General features: G+C 64.8%; 13 protein-coding genes and 1 pseudogene. 3 read left to right on the forward strand and 11 right to left on the reverse strand.

The genetic code is table 11. The features are described from left to right. Window positions 1-71 precede the first annotated feature (71 nt). From QIY50_13550 to QIY50_13570, 5 genes and pseudogenes are all read right to left on the reverse strand, one after another. Window positions 72-1,136, reverse strand: coding sequence for a 2,3-butanediol dehydrogenase (locus QIY50_13550; GenBank protein ID WGV23053.1), 1,065 nt, complete (start codon window positions 1,134-1,136; stop codon window positions 72-74). A 52-nt stretch (window positions 1,137-1,188) separates the two neighbouring features. Continuing rightward, complete coding sequence (locus QIY50_13555; protein WGV18519.1) at window positions 1,189-2,295, reverse strand: acetoin dehydrogenase dihydrolipoyllysine-residue acetyltransferase subunit; 1,107 nt, start codon at window positions 2,293-2,295, stop codon at window positions 1,189-1,191. Continuing rightward, entirely contained in the window at window positions 2,292-3,314 is a 1,023-nt protein-coding gene (locus QIY50_13560) for an alpha-ketoacid dehydrogenase subunit beta (GenBank protein WGV18520.1), read from the reverse strand. Before QIY50_13560 ends, QIY50_13555 begins: the two co-directional genes overlap by 4 nt. A gap of 33 nt (window positions 3,315-3,347) precedes the next feature. After that, window positions 3,348-4,327: pseudogene (locus QIY50_13565) on the reverse strand (thiamine pyrophosphate-dependent dehydrogenase E1 component subunit alpha). Window positions 4,328-4,348: 21 nt separating this feature from the next. Next, on the reverse strand, window positions 4,349-5,404 hold the full coding sequence (locus QIY50_13570) for an NAD(+)/NADH kinase (protein WGV18521.1): 1,056 nt from the start codon (window positions 5,402-5,404) through the stop codon (window positions 4,349-4,351). A gap of 283 nt (window positions 5,405-5,687) precedes the next feature. On the opposite strand from QIY50_13570, the gene QIY50_13575 reads away from it, so the two are divergent. Continuing rightward, window positions 5,688-7,601: a sigma-54-dependent Fis family transcriptional regulator gene (locus QIY50_13575; protein ID WGV18522.1), complete on the forward strand. Its 1,914-nt coding sequence runs from the start codon at window positions 5,688-5,690 to the stop codon at window positions 7,599-7,601. 114 nt (window positions 7,602-7,715) lie between these two features. On the opposite strand, the gene accC is transcribed toward QIY50_13575, so the two are convergent. From accC to QIY50_13605, 6 genes are all read right to left on the reverse strand, one after another. Then, window positions 7,716-9,071 (reverse strand): acetyl-CoA carboxylase biotin carboxylase subunit, encoded by a 1,356-nt coding sequence (accC, locus tag QIY50_13580; protein ID WGV18523.1) that lies wholly within the window; start codon window positions 9,069-9,071, stop codon window positions 7,716-7,718. Between the two features lie 17 nt (window positions 9,072-9,088). After that, window positions 9,089-9,550, reverse strand: a complete 462-nt coding sequence (gene accB / locus QIY50_13585) for an acetyl-CoA carboxylase biotin carboxyl carrier protein (GenBank protein ID WGV18524.1) — start codon at window positions 9,548-9,550, stop codon at window positions 9,089-9,091. A gap of 100 nt (window positions 9,551-9,650) precedes the next feature. Continuing rightward, window positions 9,651-10,106, reverse strand: coding sequence for a type II 3-dehydroquinate dehydratase (aroQ, locus tag QIY50_13590; protein ID WGV18525.1), 456 nt, complete (start codon window positions 10,104-10,106; stop codon window positions 9,651-9,653). Between the two features lie 179 nt (window positions 10,107-10,285). Further along, window positions 10,286-12,058, reverse strand: coding sequence for a protein-disulfide reductase DsbD (locus QIY50_13595; GenBank protein ID WGV18526.1), 1,773 nt, complete (start codon window positions 12,056-12,058; stop codon window positions 10,286-10,288). 219 nt (window positions 12,059-12,277) lie between these two features. Then, window positions 12,278-14,239 (reverse strand): methyl-accepting chemotaxis protein, encoded by a 1,962-nt coding sequence (locus QIY50_13600; protein WGV18527.1) that lies wholly within the window; start codon window positions 14,237-14,239, stop codon window positions 12,278-12,280. Window positions 14,240-14,484: 245 nt separating this feature from the next. Next, the gene (locus QIY50_13605; protein ID WGV18528.1) at window positions 14,485-15,843 is read right to left on the reverse strand and encodes a diguanylate cyclase; all 1,359 of its coding nucleotides are present in this window, start codon (window positions 15,841-15,843) and stop codon (window positions 14,485-14,487) included. A gap of 248 nt (window positions 15,844-16,091) precedes the next feature. Here QIY50_13605 and QIY50_13610 point away from each other — a divergent pair, with 248 nt between their 5' ends. Together QIY50_13610 and QIY50_13615 are read left to right on the forward strand one after the other, a co-directional pair. Beyond that, a complete protein-coding gene (locus QIY50_13610) occupies window positions 16,092-17,159 on the forward strand; it encodes a DUF2333 family protein (GenBank protein ID WGV18529.1) in 1,068 nt (355 codons plus the stop codon). A gap of 2 nt (window positions 17,160-17,161) precedes the next feature. Then, complete coding sequence (locus QIY50_13615) at window positions 17,162-17,698, forward strand: NUDIX hydrolase (protein WGV18530.1); 537 nt, start codon at window positions 17,162-17,164, stop codon at window positions 17,696-17,698. Window positions 17,699-17,706: the final 8 nt, after the last annotated feature.

The raw sequence follows: 17,706 nt of genomic DNA on the forward strand, positions 1-17,706 counted from the left end.
GCCATCCACCGAGTCGCCTGCTTCGCGGGCACGCCCGCTCCCACAGTTTTCGTGTTGCCTTTGAGGTGCAATCAGCGCACGCCCGGCGACACGATGATCTTCACGTTCTCCTCCTTGTTGTTCACCAACTCCTCGAAGCCCAGCTCGACAATCTGCTCCAGCCCGATCCGCCCGGTCACCAGCGGGCGAATATCCAGCCTGCCGTCAGCGATGAAGGCAATCACATCGGCAAACTCGCCGTTGTAGGCCAGCGCCCCCAGCACCTGTTTCTCGGTGGACACCAGTTCGAAGAAGTTGAACTCGCTGGGTTCTTCGAAAATGCCCACCAGCACACACTTGCCCGCCTTGCGGATAGTGTCGATGGCCAGCTTGGCCGTGTGCTTGTTGCCGATGCATTCAAAACTTACATCCGCCCCCAGCCCGGCAGTCAGCTTGCGGATCTCCGCCAGCGCGTCGCACTGGCTTGGGTCCAGCACCACGCTGGCGCCAACCTCTCTGGCCTTGGCCTTGCGCGCCGAGGACATTTCCAGGGCGATCACCTGCGCCGCCCCCGCTGCCTTGGCACACATGATGGTGCACAGGCCGATGGTGCCGGCGCCGACCACCACCACGGTCTGGCCTAGCAGGCTACCGGCCTTTTTCACCGCATGCATGCCCACCGCCAGTGGCTCGATCAGCGCCCCGGCCTCCGCCGGGAAACCCTGCGGTAGCCGATACAGCAGGTTGGCGGGCACGTTGACCAGTTCGGCGAAGGCACCGTTGTTCATCAGGCCGGTAAAGGCCAGGCGCTCGCAGATGTTGTACAGGCCGTGGGTGCAGTAGTAGCAGGTGCCGCAATGCTGGCAGGCGTCCGCAGCCACCGGGTCACCGACGGCAAAACCTTCCACGCCGTCACCCAGCTTGGCGATCTGGCCGCAGAACTCGTGGCCGAGGATGCACTGGCCCTGGATGCCGGTCAGCGGGTGGGGTGCCTCTACCGGGATGAATACCGGGCCGGCGACGTATTCGTGCAGGTCGGAGCCGCAGATGCCGCACCAGTCCACCTTGATCTGCACCCATCCAGGTGCAGGATCAGCCGGCAGGGGCACCTGTTCGACGCGAATGTCATTGCGGCCATGCCAGACGGCGGCGCGCATGTGGGTGTGGCTCAGGTCGTTCATTGTTGTTCTCCAGGCTCACGAAAAAGGCTTAGTGCTTGCGCAGGAACGCGAGCAGTTGCTGGTTGACCTGTTCGGCCGCTTCCATCTGCACCATATGACCAGCCTCAGGCAGTACCAGCACTTCGGCCTCCAGCCCTTCGGCATGGCTGGCCGGGATGATCGCGTCCTTGCCGCCCCACACCACCAGGGCCGGATGCTGGCCCAGCACCCCACGCAGGTCATGGCGCTGACGGTCGCCGTCGGCGATGGCCGATGCCAGCAGGCGCAACGCGTCGTCCACCCCTTCCAGGCGCTTGAACTTGAGCATGTCCTCCAGCATCTGCCGGGTGACCAGCGCCGGGTCGGCAAACAGCTGCACCATCTGCGGCTTGAGGGCATTGCGGTTGGCGGCAGCGACGAAGCCTTGCAGGTACTGCCCGTTGATGGCCTCGCCCAGCCCTGCACTGGCCACCAGGCTCAGGCTGGCTACCCGCTGCGGTGCCAGCCGCGCCACGTTCAGGCTGACCGCACCGCCCATGGAGTGGCCGGCCAGGTGGGCCTTGGCGATGTCCAGGTGGTCGAGCAGGGCCAGCACGGTTTCGCTCAGTTCATCCAGGTCGCCGCGTTGCAGGGCTTTGCCCGACTCACCATGCCCCGGCAGATCGAGGGCGATCACCCGTCGCTCGGCAGCCAGCGCCGGGTGGTTGAACAGCCAGTTGTTGAGGTCGCCGCCAAAGCCGTGCACCAACACCAGGGGCGTGCCGCCTTCGCCCAGCTCGAACCAGCGCAGCAGGTGATCCCCCACTTGCGCCTTCTGCGGTGCCGGTCCCTGAGCCTGGTCGGCGCCACCTTCGGCGACGAACTCGGCCTGGAAGCGCTGGACCACGGCATCGATCTCAGCCTCATCGGCTTCGCCTTCAACCACTACCGCCAGCAGCGCGCCAACCGGCAGGGTTTCGTCGGGCTGGGCGACCAGACGGCGCAGCACGCCGCTGAATGGCGCCTCGACGCTGCTGCTGATCTTGTCGGTCTCGACGTCCAGCACCTCGTCGCCCTTGTTGATCTGGTCACCTTCCTGCTTGAGCCAGGTGTCCACCCGGCCCTCGGTCATCGACAGGCCCCACTTGGGCATGGTCAGGGTATGGATCTGGCTCATGCGGCACTCCTTGCGGCTTCGATCACTTTACGTACCGCAGCCTCGATCTTCGCCGCGTCAGGGATGTACAGGTCTTCCAGGGCGTCGGAGAACGGCACCGGGGTATGCGGCGCAGTGACCATCTCGATTGGCCCCTTGAGCGCGCCGAAGGCCTTCTGCGCTACCAGTGCGCTGATATCGGTGGCCATGGAGCAACGCGGGTTGGCTTCGTCGATCACCACCAGGCGGCCGGTCTTTTCCACGCTTTCCAGGATGCTGTCTTCGTCCAGCGGGCTTGTGGTGCGCAGGTCCAGCACCTCGCAGTCGATGCCCTGGCGGGCCAGGTTGTTGGCCGCCTCCAGCGCCACATGCACCATGCGGCCGTAGGTGACCAGGGTCACATCATCGCCATCGCGCAGGAAGTTGGCTTCACCGAACGGCACGGTGTAGACCTCTTCCGGCACTTCGCCTTGCATGCTGTACAGCAGCTTGTGCTCGCAGAAGATCACCGGGTCATTGTCGCGGATCGCCTGTATCAACAGGCCCTTGGCATCGTACGGCGAAGACGGGCACACCACCTTCAGGCCGGGAATGTGCGTCCACAGCGAGGTGAGCATCTGCGAGTGCTGGGCCGCCGCGCGCAGGCCGGCGCCGTACATGGTGCGCATCACCAGCGGGGTGACCGCCTTGCCGCCGAACATGTAGCGGAACTTGGCGGCCTGGTTGAGGATCTGGTCCAGGCAGCAGCCGGCGAAGTCGACGAACATCAGCTCGCACACCGGGCGCAGGCCTTGGGTGGCGGCACCGACGGCGGCACCGACGTAGCCGATTTCGGATAGCGGCGCATCGAGCACGCGCCCCGGGAACTGGTGGTAAAGGCCCTTGGTCACGCCCAGCACGCCACCCCAGGCGTCATCTTCGCCAGGGGCACCGGCGCCGCCGGCAACGTCTTCGCCAATGATGAATACCGTGCTGTCGCGGCGCATTTCCTGGGCCAGGGCTTCGTTGATGGCCTGCTGGTAGCTGATCTTTCTTGCCATGGTGGTTCTCCTGTTGTTCTTGTAATCCGCGGCTCAGGGGTAGGCGACGTAGACGTCGGTGAGCAGGTCGGCGGGCTGTGGCTTGGGATCGGACTTGGCGCGGCGCACGGCGTCTTCGATCAGGTCCTCGACGCGGGCGTCGATGGCGTCCAGTTGCGCAGCCGTGAGCAGGCCGGCGCGGGTGGTCTTGTTGCGGAACTGCATCAGGCAGTCGCGGGATTCGCGCAGGTTCTTCACTTCATCGGGCGCACGGTAGGTTTGTGCATCGCCTTCGAAGTGGCCGTAGTAGCGGCTGAGCTTGACCTCGATCAGCGACGGGCCCTGCCCCGGAACGTGCGCGTTCGATGGCTGCACCAGCGGCCTCGTACACGGCAAAGAAGTCGAAACCGTCGATGGTGACGCCGGGCATGCCGAAACCGGCAGCGCGGTCGGCGATATGGTCGCAGGCCACCGACCAGGTCGAGGCGGTGGCTTCGGCGTAGCCGTTGTTCTCGGCGACGAAGATGCACGGCAGGTTCATGATCGACGCCATGTTCATGGCTTCGAACACCGCGCCTTCGTTGGAAGCGCCATCGCCGAAGAAGGCCACCGACACATCGTCCTTGCCCTTGATCTTGGCCGCCAGCGCCGCCCCGGCCACCAGCGGGGCACCGGCACCGACGATGCCGTTGGCGCCAAGCATGCCTTTTTCCAGGTCGGCGATATGCATCGAGCCGCCTTTGCCCCCGCACACGCCGGTCTTCTTGCCGTAGATTTCGGCCATCATGCCGTACACATCCACGCCCTTGGCGATGCAGTGGCCATGCCCGCGGTGGGTCGAGGCGATTGCAGTCGCTGTCGCGCAGGTGGGCCATGACACCGGCAGCGGATGCCTCTTCGCCGGCGTAGAGGTGGACGAAGCCGGGGATCTCGCCGGTGGCGAACTCCACGTGCAGGCGCTCCTCGAAGGCGCGGATGGTGCGCATCACTTCATAGGCATGCAGCAATTGTTCGGTACTGAGTTGATTGGACATCTTGTTGTTCTCCAGGTTGTCTCAACACGGGTTTGCAGGGTGCAACCGGTGGCCGCGCGGTACGGCCAGCAGGTGATGGCGGGCGGCATGCGCCAGCACGGCCTCGACGTCCACGCTCAATGGGCCTTGGTGGTCGAGGGTGATGGTGGGGGTGTCGTGCTCGGCGAATTCGATTTCGCGTTCGCCGTCCAGCGCCAGGGTGCCGCTGGCCAGGCTCAGGCGGTGGGCGACGCCGGGCGAGAGCGGGCCACTGGCCGTGATGCCACAGCCTTGCAGCAGGCCGGGTGCCAGCGGCGCGAGCAGCGCCTGCTCGGCGCCGGGGTTCAGGCGTACCCAGGCACCGTGCGGGGCCTGGCGCGAAACCGGGAACCACAGGCCGCACAAGGCCGACAGGCCAATGGCATGGGGTTCGGCGAAACAGGCGAAGACTTCGCATAGGTCCTCGCTGCGGCTCAATGCCCGAGCGCCGACGAAGCGCTGGGGCGACACCGCTACTTCCACCAGGGCCCATTCGGCAAGCCGTTGCTCGGGTACCTTGACCAGCAGGCGCTTGTTGCGGCGCAAGCCGATGCTGGCCGGTACCCGGCCGCTGGCAAGCAAGCCGCCAGCCAGGCCGGCACTGGTGGCTTCACGCAGTTCGGGGAAGGCGTTGTTGGTGCCGGTGGACAAGGTCAACAGCGGCACGTCGCCGGCCTCGGCGGCGACTGCCTTGTGGGTGCCGTCGCCGCCGAGCACGGCGATCATCGCCACGCCGCGCTCGACCATGCGGCGAGTCGCCAGGCGGGTATCGGCAACGGTTTGGGTCAGCGGCAGGTCGAGTATCTCGATGGGCGGCCAGTGCTGGTCGCGGGCGACCGGGCCCAGGCTGGCCTTGAGCACGGCGGCGGCGATGCCGGTCATGTCACTGGGCAGCAGCACCTGGCCGATGCCGGTGGCACCGAAGGCGGCCAGCAGGCGCTGGATCGCCGAAGCCTTGTCGGTACTCGAATAGAGCCCGGCATTGGCGGTCAGGCGGCGCAGATCGCGGCCAGAGGCAGGGTTGGCAATGATCCCGACGGTCGGGGCGGGTAGCGGCATGGCGCACCTCGTATTTTTGTTTGCCAAGGCAGGAGCAAGCGCGGTGCCAGCTTCTGTTGTATTGGCTGTAGTGCCTGCAATAGAGCGGTTTTCGTGCGCTTCGGCAGGGGCGGATGGTTGGGCTGGCGAGACGCCCGGTGCCAGCGCGGGGCCGACGCTGGCGAGACGCTGAGACGCTGCGTCTCAAGCTGGCCGGTAATCACACAGTGCTTGTCGGGGCAGGCCTGGAAGCGCTTAATGGCCGGACAACGATAAAAACAGCAATGAGAACCGGAGGGCCTGAATGCTTGCCGCGAACTCCCGAGCCCATGTCGACTGCGTCAGCAGGGTGCTGAAGAATGCCGACCGCCTGCCGCAGGCGCCGGTGCCACCGCTGATCCTCGATTCATGGCGCCGCTCCATGGAGCTGTACCGCCTCGACCCCGGGTCCCAGCAGGGGCCGCGCATCCTGTCCCAAAGCCTGCTCAACGAATGTCGCGAACGCGCCGAAGTGTTCCTGCGCATCGCCAGCGATGCCGTGGCCCGCCTGCATGAACGGGTACGCGGTGCCGACTACTGCGTGCTGCTCACCGACGCCCTGGGGCGCACCATCGATTACCGGGTCGAGTCAGCCATTCGCAACGACTGCCGCAAGGCCGGGCTGTACCTGGGTACCTGCTGGTCGGAGGGCGAGGAAGGCACCTGCGGTGTGGCGGCGGTGTTGACCAGCAAAGCCCCGGTCACGGTGCACAAGCGCGACCACTTCCGCGCGGCGTTCATTGGCCTGACCTGTACGGCGGCACCGGTGTTCGACCCGTTGGGCGAGTTGCTGGGCGTGGTGGATGTCTCGGCCTTGCAGTCGCCGGACGACCGCCGCAGCCAGCACCTGATCCGCCAACTGGTCGAGCAGACCGCCCGCGAGATCGAAAATGCCTTCTTCATGCACAGCGCCCAGGGCCATTGGGTGATGCGTGCCCATGGCACGCCGGGCTATGTGGAAAGCCAGCCCGACTACTTGCTGGCCTGGGATGGCGATGGCCGCCTGCAGGCGATCAACAGCCTGGCGCGGCAGCGTCTGGTGGAGCGCCTGGGACGTTTGCCCGAGCACATTGGCGAGCTGTTCGACATCGACCAGCTGCGCCGGGTAAGCGCGTCGTCGGCCCAGCGCCTGCCCGGCCTGGGGGGGCTGTATGGCCGTGTCAGCGCCCCACAGCAACGCCAGCGTGTGCAGCCGTTGCGCCAAGCCCAGGACGCCCGTATCGAGCAGCATCTGCGCCTGGCCACACGGGTCAAGGACTGCAACCTGGCGGTGCTGGTGCAAGGCGAGACGGGGGCCGGCAAAGAAGTATTCGCCCGCCAGCTGCATCAGCAAAGCCTGCGTCGCGATGGCCCGTTCGTCACCCTCAACTGCGCGGCCATCCCGGAGAGCCTGATCGAGAGCGAACTGTTCGGCTATGTCGCCGGGGCTTTTACCGGGGCATCCAGCAAAGGCATGCAGGGGCTGTTGCAGCAGGCCGATGGCGGCACGCTGTTCCTCGACGAAATCGGTGACATGCCGCTGAACCTACAAACCAGGTTGCTGCGGGTGCTGGCCGAGGGGGAAGTGGCGCCGTTGGGCGCGGCGCGGCGGGAGCGGGTGGACATCCAGGTGATTTGCGCGACCCACCGCGATTTGGTGGCGATGGTGGAGGATGGACGTTTTCGCGAGGATCTGTACTTTCGCCTGGCCAATGCCCGCTTCGAATTGCCGCCGCTGCGCGAGCGTGAGGACCGCTTGGGGTTGATTCACCAGTTGCTGGCCGAGGAAGCCGAGGCCAGCGGAATCGAGGTGGTGTTGGCGGATGATGCGCTGAAGGCGCTGCTGGTTTACCGCTGGCCGGGGAATTTGCGCCAGCTGCGGCAGGTGTTGCGCTATGCCTGTGCGGTGAGCGAGGACGGGCGGGTGCAGGTGCAGGACCTGCCGCAGGAAGTACGCGGCGAGGTGGTCGCGTCGGCTGAAAGCAGCATGTCTTGTCCGGCCCGGCAGTTGCTGCTGGATGCGCTGATCCGCCATCGCTGGAAGCCGGCCGATGCGGCGCGGGCATTGGGTATTTCGCGGGCCACCCTGTATCGGCGGGTGCATGAACACCGTATCGAGATGCCGCGGATGAAGGGGGTGGGCCCTGGGGCTGCTTTGCAGCCCATCGCCGGCAAGCCAGCTCCCACTTCGACCGCATAGATCTCAAGTTATGCGCAGTCCCTGTGGGAGCCTGGCTTGGCCAGCGATGAGGCCCTGACAGGCAATAAAAAACCCCGGAACAAGTCCGGGGTTTCGGTACATCACACTACGCGATCACTCCTGGCTGGCCAGTTTGTGCTCGAGGTAGTGAATGTTGACGCCGCCTTTGCAGAAACCTTCATCACGCACCAGGTCGCGGTGCAGCGGGATGTTGGTCTTGATGCCGTCGACGACGATCTCGTCCAGGGCATTGCGCATGCGCGCCATGGCTTCGTCGCGGTCCTTGCCGTAGGTGATCAGCTTGCCGATCAGCGAGTCGTAGTTCGGCGGAACCGAGTAACCGCTGTACAGGTGCGAATCCACCCGCACGCCATTGCCGCCCGGTGCGTGGAAGTGCTTCACCTTGCCTGGGCTCGGGATGAACTTCTTCGGGTCTTCGGCGTTGATCCGGCATTCCAGCGCATGGCCACGGATGACCACGTCTTCCTGGCGGAACGACAGCTTGTTGCCAGCGGCGATGCTCAGCATCTCCTTGACGATGTCGATACCAGTGACCATCTCCGACACCGGGTGCTCAACCTGCACGCGGGTGTTCATCTCGATGAAGTAGAAGCGGCCGTTCTCGTACAGGAACTCGAAAGTACCGGCACCACGGTAGCCGATCTCGATGCACGCATCGACGCAGCGCTTGAACACTTCCTGACGGGCTTTCTCGTCGATACCCGGGGCTGGTGCTTCTTCCAGTACCTTCTGGTGACGGCGCTGCAGCGAGCAGTCACGGTCGCCGAGGTGGACGGCGTTGCCCTGGCCGTCGGACAGTACCTGGACTTCCACGTGGCGTGGGTTGGTCAGGAACTTCTCCAGGTAGACCATCGGGTTGCCGAAGGCGGCACCGGCTTCGGTACGGGTGAGCTTGGCAGAGGCAATCAGGTCCTCTTCCTTGTGCACCACGCGCATCCCGCGACCACCACCGCCACCGGCGGCCTTGATGATTACCGGGTAGCCGACGTCACGGGCAATCGCCAGGGCGACTTCTTCATCTTCCGGCAGCGGGCCATCGGAACCCGGCACGGTCGGTACGCCCGACTTGATCATCGCGTCCTTGGCCGAAACCTTGTCGCCCATCAGGCGAATGGTGTCGGCTTTCGGGCCGATGAAGGCGAAACCGGATTTTTCCACCTGCTCGGCGAAATCGGCGTTTTCCGCCAGGAAGCCGTAGCCCGGGTGGATCGCGGTGGCGCCAGTCACTTCGGCGGCAGCGATGATTGCCGGGATATGCAGGTAGGAATCCTTGGACGATGCAGGGCCGATGCAGACCGACTCGTCTGCCAGGCCCAGGTGCATCAGTTCACGGTCGGCGGTGGAGTGCACGGCGACTGTCTTGATACCCAGCTCTTTGCAGGCACGCAGGATCCGCAGGGCAATTTCCCCGCGGTTGGCGATCAGGACTTTTTCGAGCTTCCCAGACATCGTTGGCTCTCCGCGATTCAAACGATGGTGAACAGCGGCTGGTCGAACTCAACCGGCTGGCCGTCTTCTACCAGGATGGCGTCGATGACACCGCCAACATCGGCTTCGATGTGGTTCATCATCTTCATGGCTTCGACGATGCACAGGGTGTCGCCTTTCTTCACGGTCTGGCCAACTTCAGCGAAGTTCGGCGAGGTCGGCGAAGGCTTGCGGTAGAAGGTGCCTACCATTGGCGAGCGGATCACGGTGCCTTTCAGGGCCGGGGCGGCAGCAGCGGCTTCGGCGGCCGGGGCAGCAGCGGCAACCGGGGCAGCAGCAGGAGCGGCAGCCATCGGCGCAGGCGCGTAGAACTGCTGGGCAGCCGGGGTCTTGCTGTGACGGCTGATACGGACCGACTCTTCGCCTTCCTTGATCTCCAGCTCGTCGATGCCAGACTCTTCCAGCAGCTCGATCAGTTTCTTGACTTTACGGATATCCATTAATCATCAACTCCCAAAGGTTCGGTCAGGGGGCGAAATACAAAAAAACGTATCTGAAACGTTTCTCTCGAACCCTGGCCCACTGAGGCCAGGGTTTTCATCATTTGGGCTGTGCGTTGGCAGCCAGTTGTTCCAGCGCGGACTCCAGGGCCAGGCGATAACCGCTGGCGCCCAGGCCGCAGATCACCCCTACGGCAACATCGGAAAAGTAGGAGTGGTGACGGAACGGTTCGCGTTTGTGCACGTTGGACAGGTGCACTTCGATGAATGGGATGCTCACCGCAAGCAATGCGTCACGTAATGCGACGCTTGTGTGGGTGAAAGCAGCCGGATTGATCAGGATGAAGTCCACACCCTCATTGCGTGCGGCGTGAATGCGGTCGATCAGTTCGTATTCGGCATTGCTCTGCAGGTATTGCAGATGGTGGCCTGCGGCGCGGGCACGTTGCTCCAGGTCCTGGTTGATCTGGGCCAGGGTCACGGCGCCGTAGTGGCCAGGCTCGCGGGTACCGAGCAGGTTGAGGTTGGGGCCGTGAAGCACCAGTAGCGTTGCCATCTGCGGATTCCTTGGATTTGTAGGGCAATTCGACACAGCGCGGCGAGTGTGCCGTAAAGCGACGGCAAGTGTCCAGTTCCCGGCAATAGCCAGCACGATGTCCGAGGTTCGCGCGAAGTATGTGACCAAACAATTGAATCCGGTCACTGATTTCAGGATTTTTCACAGCTTGCGGGAAGTTATAGACCGACTTTGTCGCGCACGCGTGTCAGAATTTGCGCAAATTCACCGCCATTTATCTCGCCAATGACCCGATCAGCGGTTATTTCGCTACCGTTCGCTGCAAAGAACAACAGGGCGGGAGGGCCGAACAACTGGTAGCGGTCGAGCAGGCTGCGTTGTTCGGCATTGCTTTCGGTGATGTCGAAACGCAGCAGCTTGAAGCCGGCCAGTTGCGTTTGCACCTGCGGGGCGGTGAGCACCTCTCGCTCGATCACCTTGCAACTGATGCACCAGTCGGCGTACCAGTCCAGCAACACCGGCTGGCCAGCCGCCTTGGCCTGGGCCAGTGCGGCGTCCAGTGCGGCGGGGGTAGTGACGGTCTGCCAGCTATCCGCCTGCACCGTCGGGCCGTTGCCGGTGGCCACAATGGTTGCAGGCGGCAGTGGGCGTAGCGGGTCGCCCTGGCCACTGAGGGCGCCGTACCAGCAGGCCAGGGCATACACCAGCAAGGCCAGGCCAAGCAGTTGGGCCAGGCGCTGGCGTGCGGTCTTGACGACGAACTCGAGGGCGCCGAGGAACAGCGCCACGCCCGCGGCGAGGAACCCGACCAGCAGTAAGGTCACCGGCCCTGGCAACACACGGCTGAGCAAGCCGATGGCCAGGCCCAGCAGCAGCACGCCGATGGCGTTCTTCACCGTATTCAGCCAAGGGCCGCTCTTCGGCAGCCAGGCCGAGCCGCCGGTGGCCACCAGCAGCAAGGGTGTGCCCATGCCCAGGCCCAGGGCGAACAGCTTGAGTGCGCCGCCCAAGGCATCGCCGCTGGCGCTGATGTACAGCAACGCACCGGCCAGCGGCGCCGACACACAGGGCGAAACCAGCAGGCTGGAGAGTACGCCGAGGATTGCCGCACCCAGCAACGAGCCGCCCCGGGTGTGGCTGGCGACGTTGTTCAGGCGGTTGTTCAGGGCTTGCGGCAGTTTCAGTTCGAACAAGCCGAACATGGCCAGGGCGAACACCACGAAGAACAGCGCGAAGGGCACCAGCACCCAGGCCGACTGCAGGCGCGCCTGCAGGTTAAGGCCGGCGCCGAACAGCCCCATCAGGGCGCCGAGTACCGCGAAGCTGGCTGCCATCGGTAGCACATAGGCCAGCGACAGCGCCAGCCCGCGCAGGCCGCCGGCCTGGCCACGCAGCACCACGCCGGAGAGGATCGGCAGCATCGGCAGCACGCAGGGGGTGAAGGTAAGGCCGACCCCGGCGAGGAAGAACAGCAGCAGCGACTTCCAGGTCCAGGCCCGTTCAGCGGCGGCCGACGTGCTTGCGCCGGCTTCGCCATCGATGCTCAGGCGTGCGGTTTCCGGGGGGTAGCACAGACCTTTGTCGGCGCAACCCTGGTAGCCCACCAGCAGGGTGAAGGCGCGCGGGTCGTTGCGCGGCAAGTCGATGTCGAGCACGCCGTGGTACACCTCGACATCGCCGAAGAATTCATCGTGCTTGGCCTCGCCTTTGGGGATGTTTGGCGTGCCCAGGGCAATGTCGGCCGGTTCGGTGCGGAACTGGAAGCGGTGCCGGTAGAGGTAGTAGCCATCGGTGGCGACGAAGCGCAGCTTGATGGTTTGCGCATCGGCCTGGACCAGGCTGAGCTTGAAGGCCTCGTGTACCGGCAGGAACTCGGCATTGTTGGCCAGCGAAGCAGCACCGAGGGTGGCGCTGGGGCGGTTGTCGAGCAGGCCCGTGGCGAAGACAGGGCTGGCCAGCAGCAGGAACAGCAGGAAAAACAGGCGGCGCATGGCGGACTCGCGAGGTGGAACGTGCCGGGCATGATAGCGGAGTTGGTGCGGGTTGGGGCCATGGCGGTATCAGGGGCGACACATGGCCGCTGGCTCATGTGCTGCCTGTGCCGGCCTCTTCGCGGGTAAACCCGCTCCCACCTCGACCGCATAAACCTCAAGCCATGCGCTATCCCTGTGGGAGCGGGCATGCCCGCGAAGAGGCCGGTACAGGCCAACCTAGACTCTGAAGGCCCGCACCGCCCGGTTCAGTTCACCCCCCAGGCTCAGCAACTGCTCGCCTTGCTCGCGCCCCTCGCCAATGCGCTGCAGGTTGTCCTCACCCAACTCGTGAATCCGCTCGCTGTGGTCGCGAATCTCGCTCACGGCACCGCTCTGCTGCGCCGTGACATCGGCAATCCGCACCGCAGTGTCCGAAATGGTGCGAATGGCACAGACAATCTCGTCCAGCGCCCCATCCGCCGCCTGGGCCTGGTTGGCCGTGGCCTCGGCATGCTCCAGTTGCGCACGCATCCCGGCCACCGAACTTCTGGCGGCCTGCTGCAAGCGGTCGATCAGCGCCTGAATTTCGCCGGTAGCCCCGGTGGTGCGCTGTGCCAGTGAACGCACCTCATCGGCCACCACGGCAAAACCACGGCCCATCTCACCGGCCCGGGCCGCTTCGATCGCGGCATTCAGTGCCAGCAGGTTGGTCTGCTCGGCAATCGAGCGGATCACCGTCAGCACGCCGCCGATGGTGGCCGATTCCTCCGCCAGTTGCTCGATCATGCGGGCATTGCCCTGCACTTCATCGACCAGCTCACGCAAGCCGGACAGACTCTGGCCAATCACCGCCTGGCCTTGCTCCACTGCACGCCCGGCATCGCGGCTGGCGTCGGCGGCGGCGCTGGCGTCGCCGGCCACTTGCTGAATGGTTGCTTCCAGTTCGCCCAGGGCATCGCGGATCTGCCCGGTGTCGCCGGCCTGGCGTTCGGCGCCGTCATGCAGGGCGGCGCTCATGCCGGCCAGGGCATGGCTGCTGCCAGCCACCTGTTCGGCGTTGTGGCGGATGGTGCCCACCAGTTCCACCAGGTACTGGCGCAGACGGTTGAGCGATTCCTGGATGTCGCGCAGTTCGCGGTTGGTGTTGCCCAGGGCGATGGCTGCGGCGAAGTCGCCCTCGGCCCAGCGTGACAGGGCCGGCGCCAAGCCGGTCAGGGTGCACGCCAGGCGGCGTTGCAGAGTGTCGACAAGCAGGGCGATAAGCAGGATCAGGCCGATCATCAGGCCCTGGATGATGCGGACTTCGGCGGCAATTTTCGCATGCTGGGCGCGTACCTCGGGCTCCAGTGCCGCAATGGCCTGCTGCACGGCTGCCAGGCGCTGGCCAGTGCTGGCGGCCAGGGCGACGCGGCGCTCGATCTGTTCGCGGGTGCGCTGCAGTTCGGCCGGGTAGCGGCTGAGCAGGCTCTGCAGTTCGCGCTTGAGGCCAACGGCAATGTCTTCCTGCTGGGCGCTGGCCTGGGTTTCCAGGCCCATCATCGCGGCGAAGTCGTCAGCACCGGATTCGGCGGTGCGGGTTACGCCCAGCAACGGCAAGGCGTCGATCGCCTGTGCCTGGGCGCGGATCAGTTGCAGCTCGCGCTCCACCTCGTCGGCCAGCTCCGGGCGGCCGCTGCTGACCAGCTTGTCGCGGGCCAGCGACAGGCGGCCGAGGTGCACGCTGGCGTCGAGCAAGGGCACCAGGTAGCGGTTGGCGTCGGTGCTGCCGCTGTCGCGGGCGTAGCCAGCAAGCTGCTCGAAGTTGGCGCCCAGTTCCCGCTCGGCCTGCAGCAGCAGCGCTTGCGGGTCGCCGGCCAGCTTGCCGGCGGCTAGCAGTTCTTCGGCAGTAAAGGCTTGCAGGTTGTCCAGACTGGGGCGCAGTTTATCGGCCAGCTCGGTGGGCAATTCGGTCAGCGCGGCCTGCAGCTGCTGGTTGGCCTGAATTGCCGCAGCGTGGCGCAGGGCATCGCCGCTGGCCAGATAAGCCTGGATGTTGCCGGCCGCCTGGTTCTGAAACTGCTGGGACAGGCCCAGGTAGCGCTCCATCAGTTGGTAGGGGCGCTCCAGGGCACGCTGCGACCACCACAAGGTGGCGCCCAGGGCGATACACACGGTTACCAGCAACAGGGTGTTGAAATTGGTCAGCCACTTCAGGCGCATAGCCGCGAGCTTCCTGCGGGGAGGGGAGAGGTCGGTGGCTGAAGTTATTGCGATTTCGTGACGGGGTGATGACGACAGGGGGTTGGCGCCATAAAAAAGTGGCACAGTGCCTGTATCTGTATTGCCTGTACTGGCCTCTTCGCGGGCTCGCCCGCTCCCACAGGCTATCTACCAGACCTGAATGCAGCGCAATCCCTGTGGGAGCGGGCATGCCCGCGAAAAGGTCGGTACAGGCGATGAAGCACTCAGGGTTCTACACGCACCACGCAATTACGCCCGGCATGCTTGGCCCGGTACAGCGCCTCATCCGCCGCACTAGCCATGGTCAGCGCATCCAGCCCCTCATCCAGCTGCACCACCCCGGCACTGAAGGTGCACTGCAAGTCCCGAGGCTGCGCCGGGTAGAGAATCTCGGCAAAGCGCCGGCGGATTTCATCCAGCACCTTGTGCGCCGCGTCCAGCGCGGTATTGGGCATCACAACGGCGAACTCTTCGCCACCATAACGGCCAATGAAGTCGGTCTTGCGCAAGCGCTGCTTGAGAAACAGCGCCAGGCTCTTGATCACCCGGTCGCCCATTGGGTGGCCGTGGCGGTCGTTGATCTTCTTGAAGTGGTCGATATCGAGCATGGCAAAGCTCAACGGCTGCTGCTCACGACGGGCGCGGAAGCTGCAGTCCTCCAGCAGTTGCAGGATGTGGGTGTGGTTGTACAACCCGGTCAGGCTGTCGCGCACCATGCGTGCCTTCAGGTGCCGGGCACGGGCGGCGCGGTTGCGCACGGTAGTGATCAGGTGGCGTGAGCGAAACGGTTTGGTCAGGAAGTCATCACCGCCTTCGCTCATGGCGTCCAGCTGCTTGTCCAGGTCGTCCTCGGCAGACAGGTAGATGATCGGCACACTCACATAACGGTCGCTGTGGCGGATTACCTTGGCCAGCTCAGGGCCGGTACAGGCCGGCATGTACAGGTCGAGGATGATCAGGTCGGGCTGGAAGTCGGCCAGCTCGGCCATGGTGCGGATCGGGTCGGTCAGGCTGCGGGTGATCATGCCGGCGCTGGCCAGCACGCGCTCGGTGTACAGGGCCTGTGTGCGCGAGTCGTCGATGATCAGCACGCGCAACGGGTCGTGCGGGGTGGCATTGGTCAGCAGCTCGACCTTTTCCAGCAGGCTGGAGGCTTCCAGGGTACCGGTAAGAAAGTCCTGGGCACCGGCGCGCACGGCGGCCAGGCGGGTCGGGGTGTCGGTTTCCTGGTGGCTGAAGAACAGCAGCGGTATGTGCCGGGCCAGCCCCTGCTGCACCTGGGCCGCCAGCAGCAGGCCTTGGCCGGCACCGTTGAAGTCGACATCCATGATGATGGCCGAGGGCGGGTATTCATTGATCGAGGCCTTGAACGCCGCAGCGCTGGCCAGCGCCTGCACCACCAGGCCAAAGAATTCCAGTTGCTGGGCCAGGCGCTGGGCACGCTCGTGGTCCTGCAGCAAGATGTACACCGGCTTGCGCAGGGGCGGTAGCAGCACCTGGTCGAGCGGGTCATCCTTGCGCAGGCCGCTACGCGTCAGCTGTTGGGCGGGGCACAACGGGCTCGGCTCGGCTGCTTGGCTCATGTCCTGGCTACTTGTAGGTTGGGGTGTGCAGGGGCAATGATGGCTCTATGCTAGCAGTTCTTTTCAGGTGCGTGACTGCCCTGCATCAACAAAGCGGGCAGAACGAATATTCAGTTGCTGACCGATTGGTCGCTTATGCGTAAGGCGGTGTCTGCTTTATAGTGCTGCCACGCGGGCTTGCCGTGGCACCCTGACGCAGGCCTGTGGTCCAAGCCCCTGAACCGTCGTGACTGATTAAGGACAAAGCCATGCTGGACTGGAAAAACCGCGAGGCCAAAGCCGAGCCCCGCGAGCGTGTCGATGGCCGTGGCGCCGCCGCCCGTAGCTACCTTGGCGGCCTCTGGAGCCGTGCCCTGGGGACCCTGATCGGGTTGTACCTGCTGGTGTGTATCGGCCTGGGCTGGTACTGGAGCCAGGAGCCGGCCCTGTTCCCGGTGCAGCAGAACGCCCAGGCCGCAGCCGAGCGCACTGGCCAGCAGATGGTGGTGGGCTACACCACTATCGAAACCCTCAAGACCGTGGCCGGCACCTTGCTGAACAAGCCGGGTGGCTACATTTCCAACGACCGCTTCCCGCCAGGGCTGTGGATGGACAACATGCCGAGCTGGGAATATGGCGTGCTGGTCCAGGTGCGCGACTTGTCCCGTGCCCTGCGCAAGGACTTCGCCCGTTCGCAGTCGCAATCCACCGAAGACGCCGACCTGGCCAAGGCCGAGCCGCGTTTCAACTTCGACAACAAGAGCTGGATCCTGCCGTCGAGCGAGTCGGAGTTCGAAGAGGGCATCAAGTCGCTGACCCGCTACCAGACCCGTCTGGCTGCCGGTGACAAGGGCGCGATCTTCTACACCCGTGCCGATAACCTGAACAACTGGCTGGGTGATGTAGCCACCCGTCTGGGCTCGCTGTCGCAGCGCCTGTCGGCCAGCGTTGGCCGGGTCAAGCTCAACACCACGCTGAAGACCGAGTCGGTGGTCGCCGGCCAGGCGCCGCAGGTGGACGAGGAACTGGTGGAAACCCCATGGCTGCAGATCGACAACGTGTTCTATGAAGCCCGTGGCCAGGCCTGGGCGCTGTCGCACCTGCTGCGTGCCATCGAGGTGGACTTTGCCGATGTGCTGGCGAAGAAGAACGCCACGGTCAGCGTGCGCCAGATCATTCGTGAGCTGGAAGCCTCGCAGGAAGCGCTGTGGAGCCCGATGGTGCTCAACGGCAGTGGCTTCGGCATGTGGGCCAACCATTCGCTGGTCATGGCCAACTACATTTCCCGGGCCAACGCCGCGGTCATCGACCTGCGTCAGCTGCTGTCGCAGGGTTGATGATGGCTATCAGCCCAAACGAGGCCGCCCACCGGGCGGCTTCCGACCGCGAACTGGTCACTTGGGTGGACGAAGCCGACCAGGTGCTGGGCGCCATGCCCCGCGCCGAACTGCGCGAGCGCGGCCTGATCGGGCGTTGCACGTTCATTCTGCTGTTCAACAGTGCTGGTGAACTGTGCGTGCACCGGCGCACCCTGAGCAAGGCGCTGTACCCGGGGTACTGGGACGTGGCGGCGGGTGGCATGGTGACGGCCGGGGAGGCGTATGCCGATTCGGCGGCGCGTGAGCTGGCCGAGGAGCTGGGGATCGCTGGTGTGGCGCTGCATTTTCATGAGCGGTTCTACTTTGACCAGCCGGATAACCGTTTGTGGTGTGCGGTGTATTCGGCGGTGTCGGATGCGCCGTTGCGCTTGCAGCCGGAAGAGGTGAGCGAGGCGAGGTTCATTAGCCTGGAGCAGGCTGAGCAAGAACGCCTGACGAAGCCGTATTGCCCGGACTCCCTTGCGGCGTTGCAGCGCTATAGAGCCAGCCTGGGATAGTTGTTTTG

Source organism: Pseudomonas putida (assembly GCA_029953615.1).
Lineage (GTDB): Bacteria > Pseudomonadota > Gammaproteobacteria > Pseudomonadales > Pseudomonadaceae > Aquipseudomonas.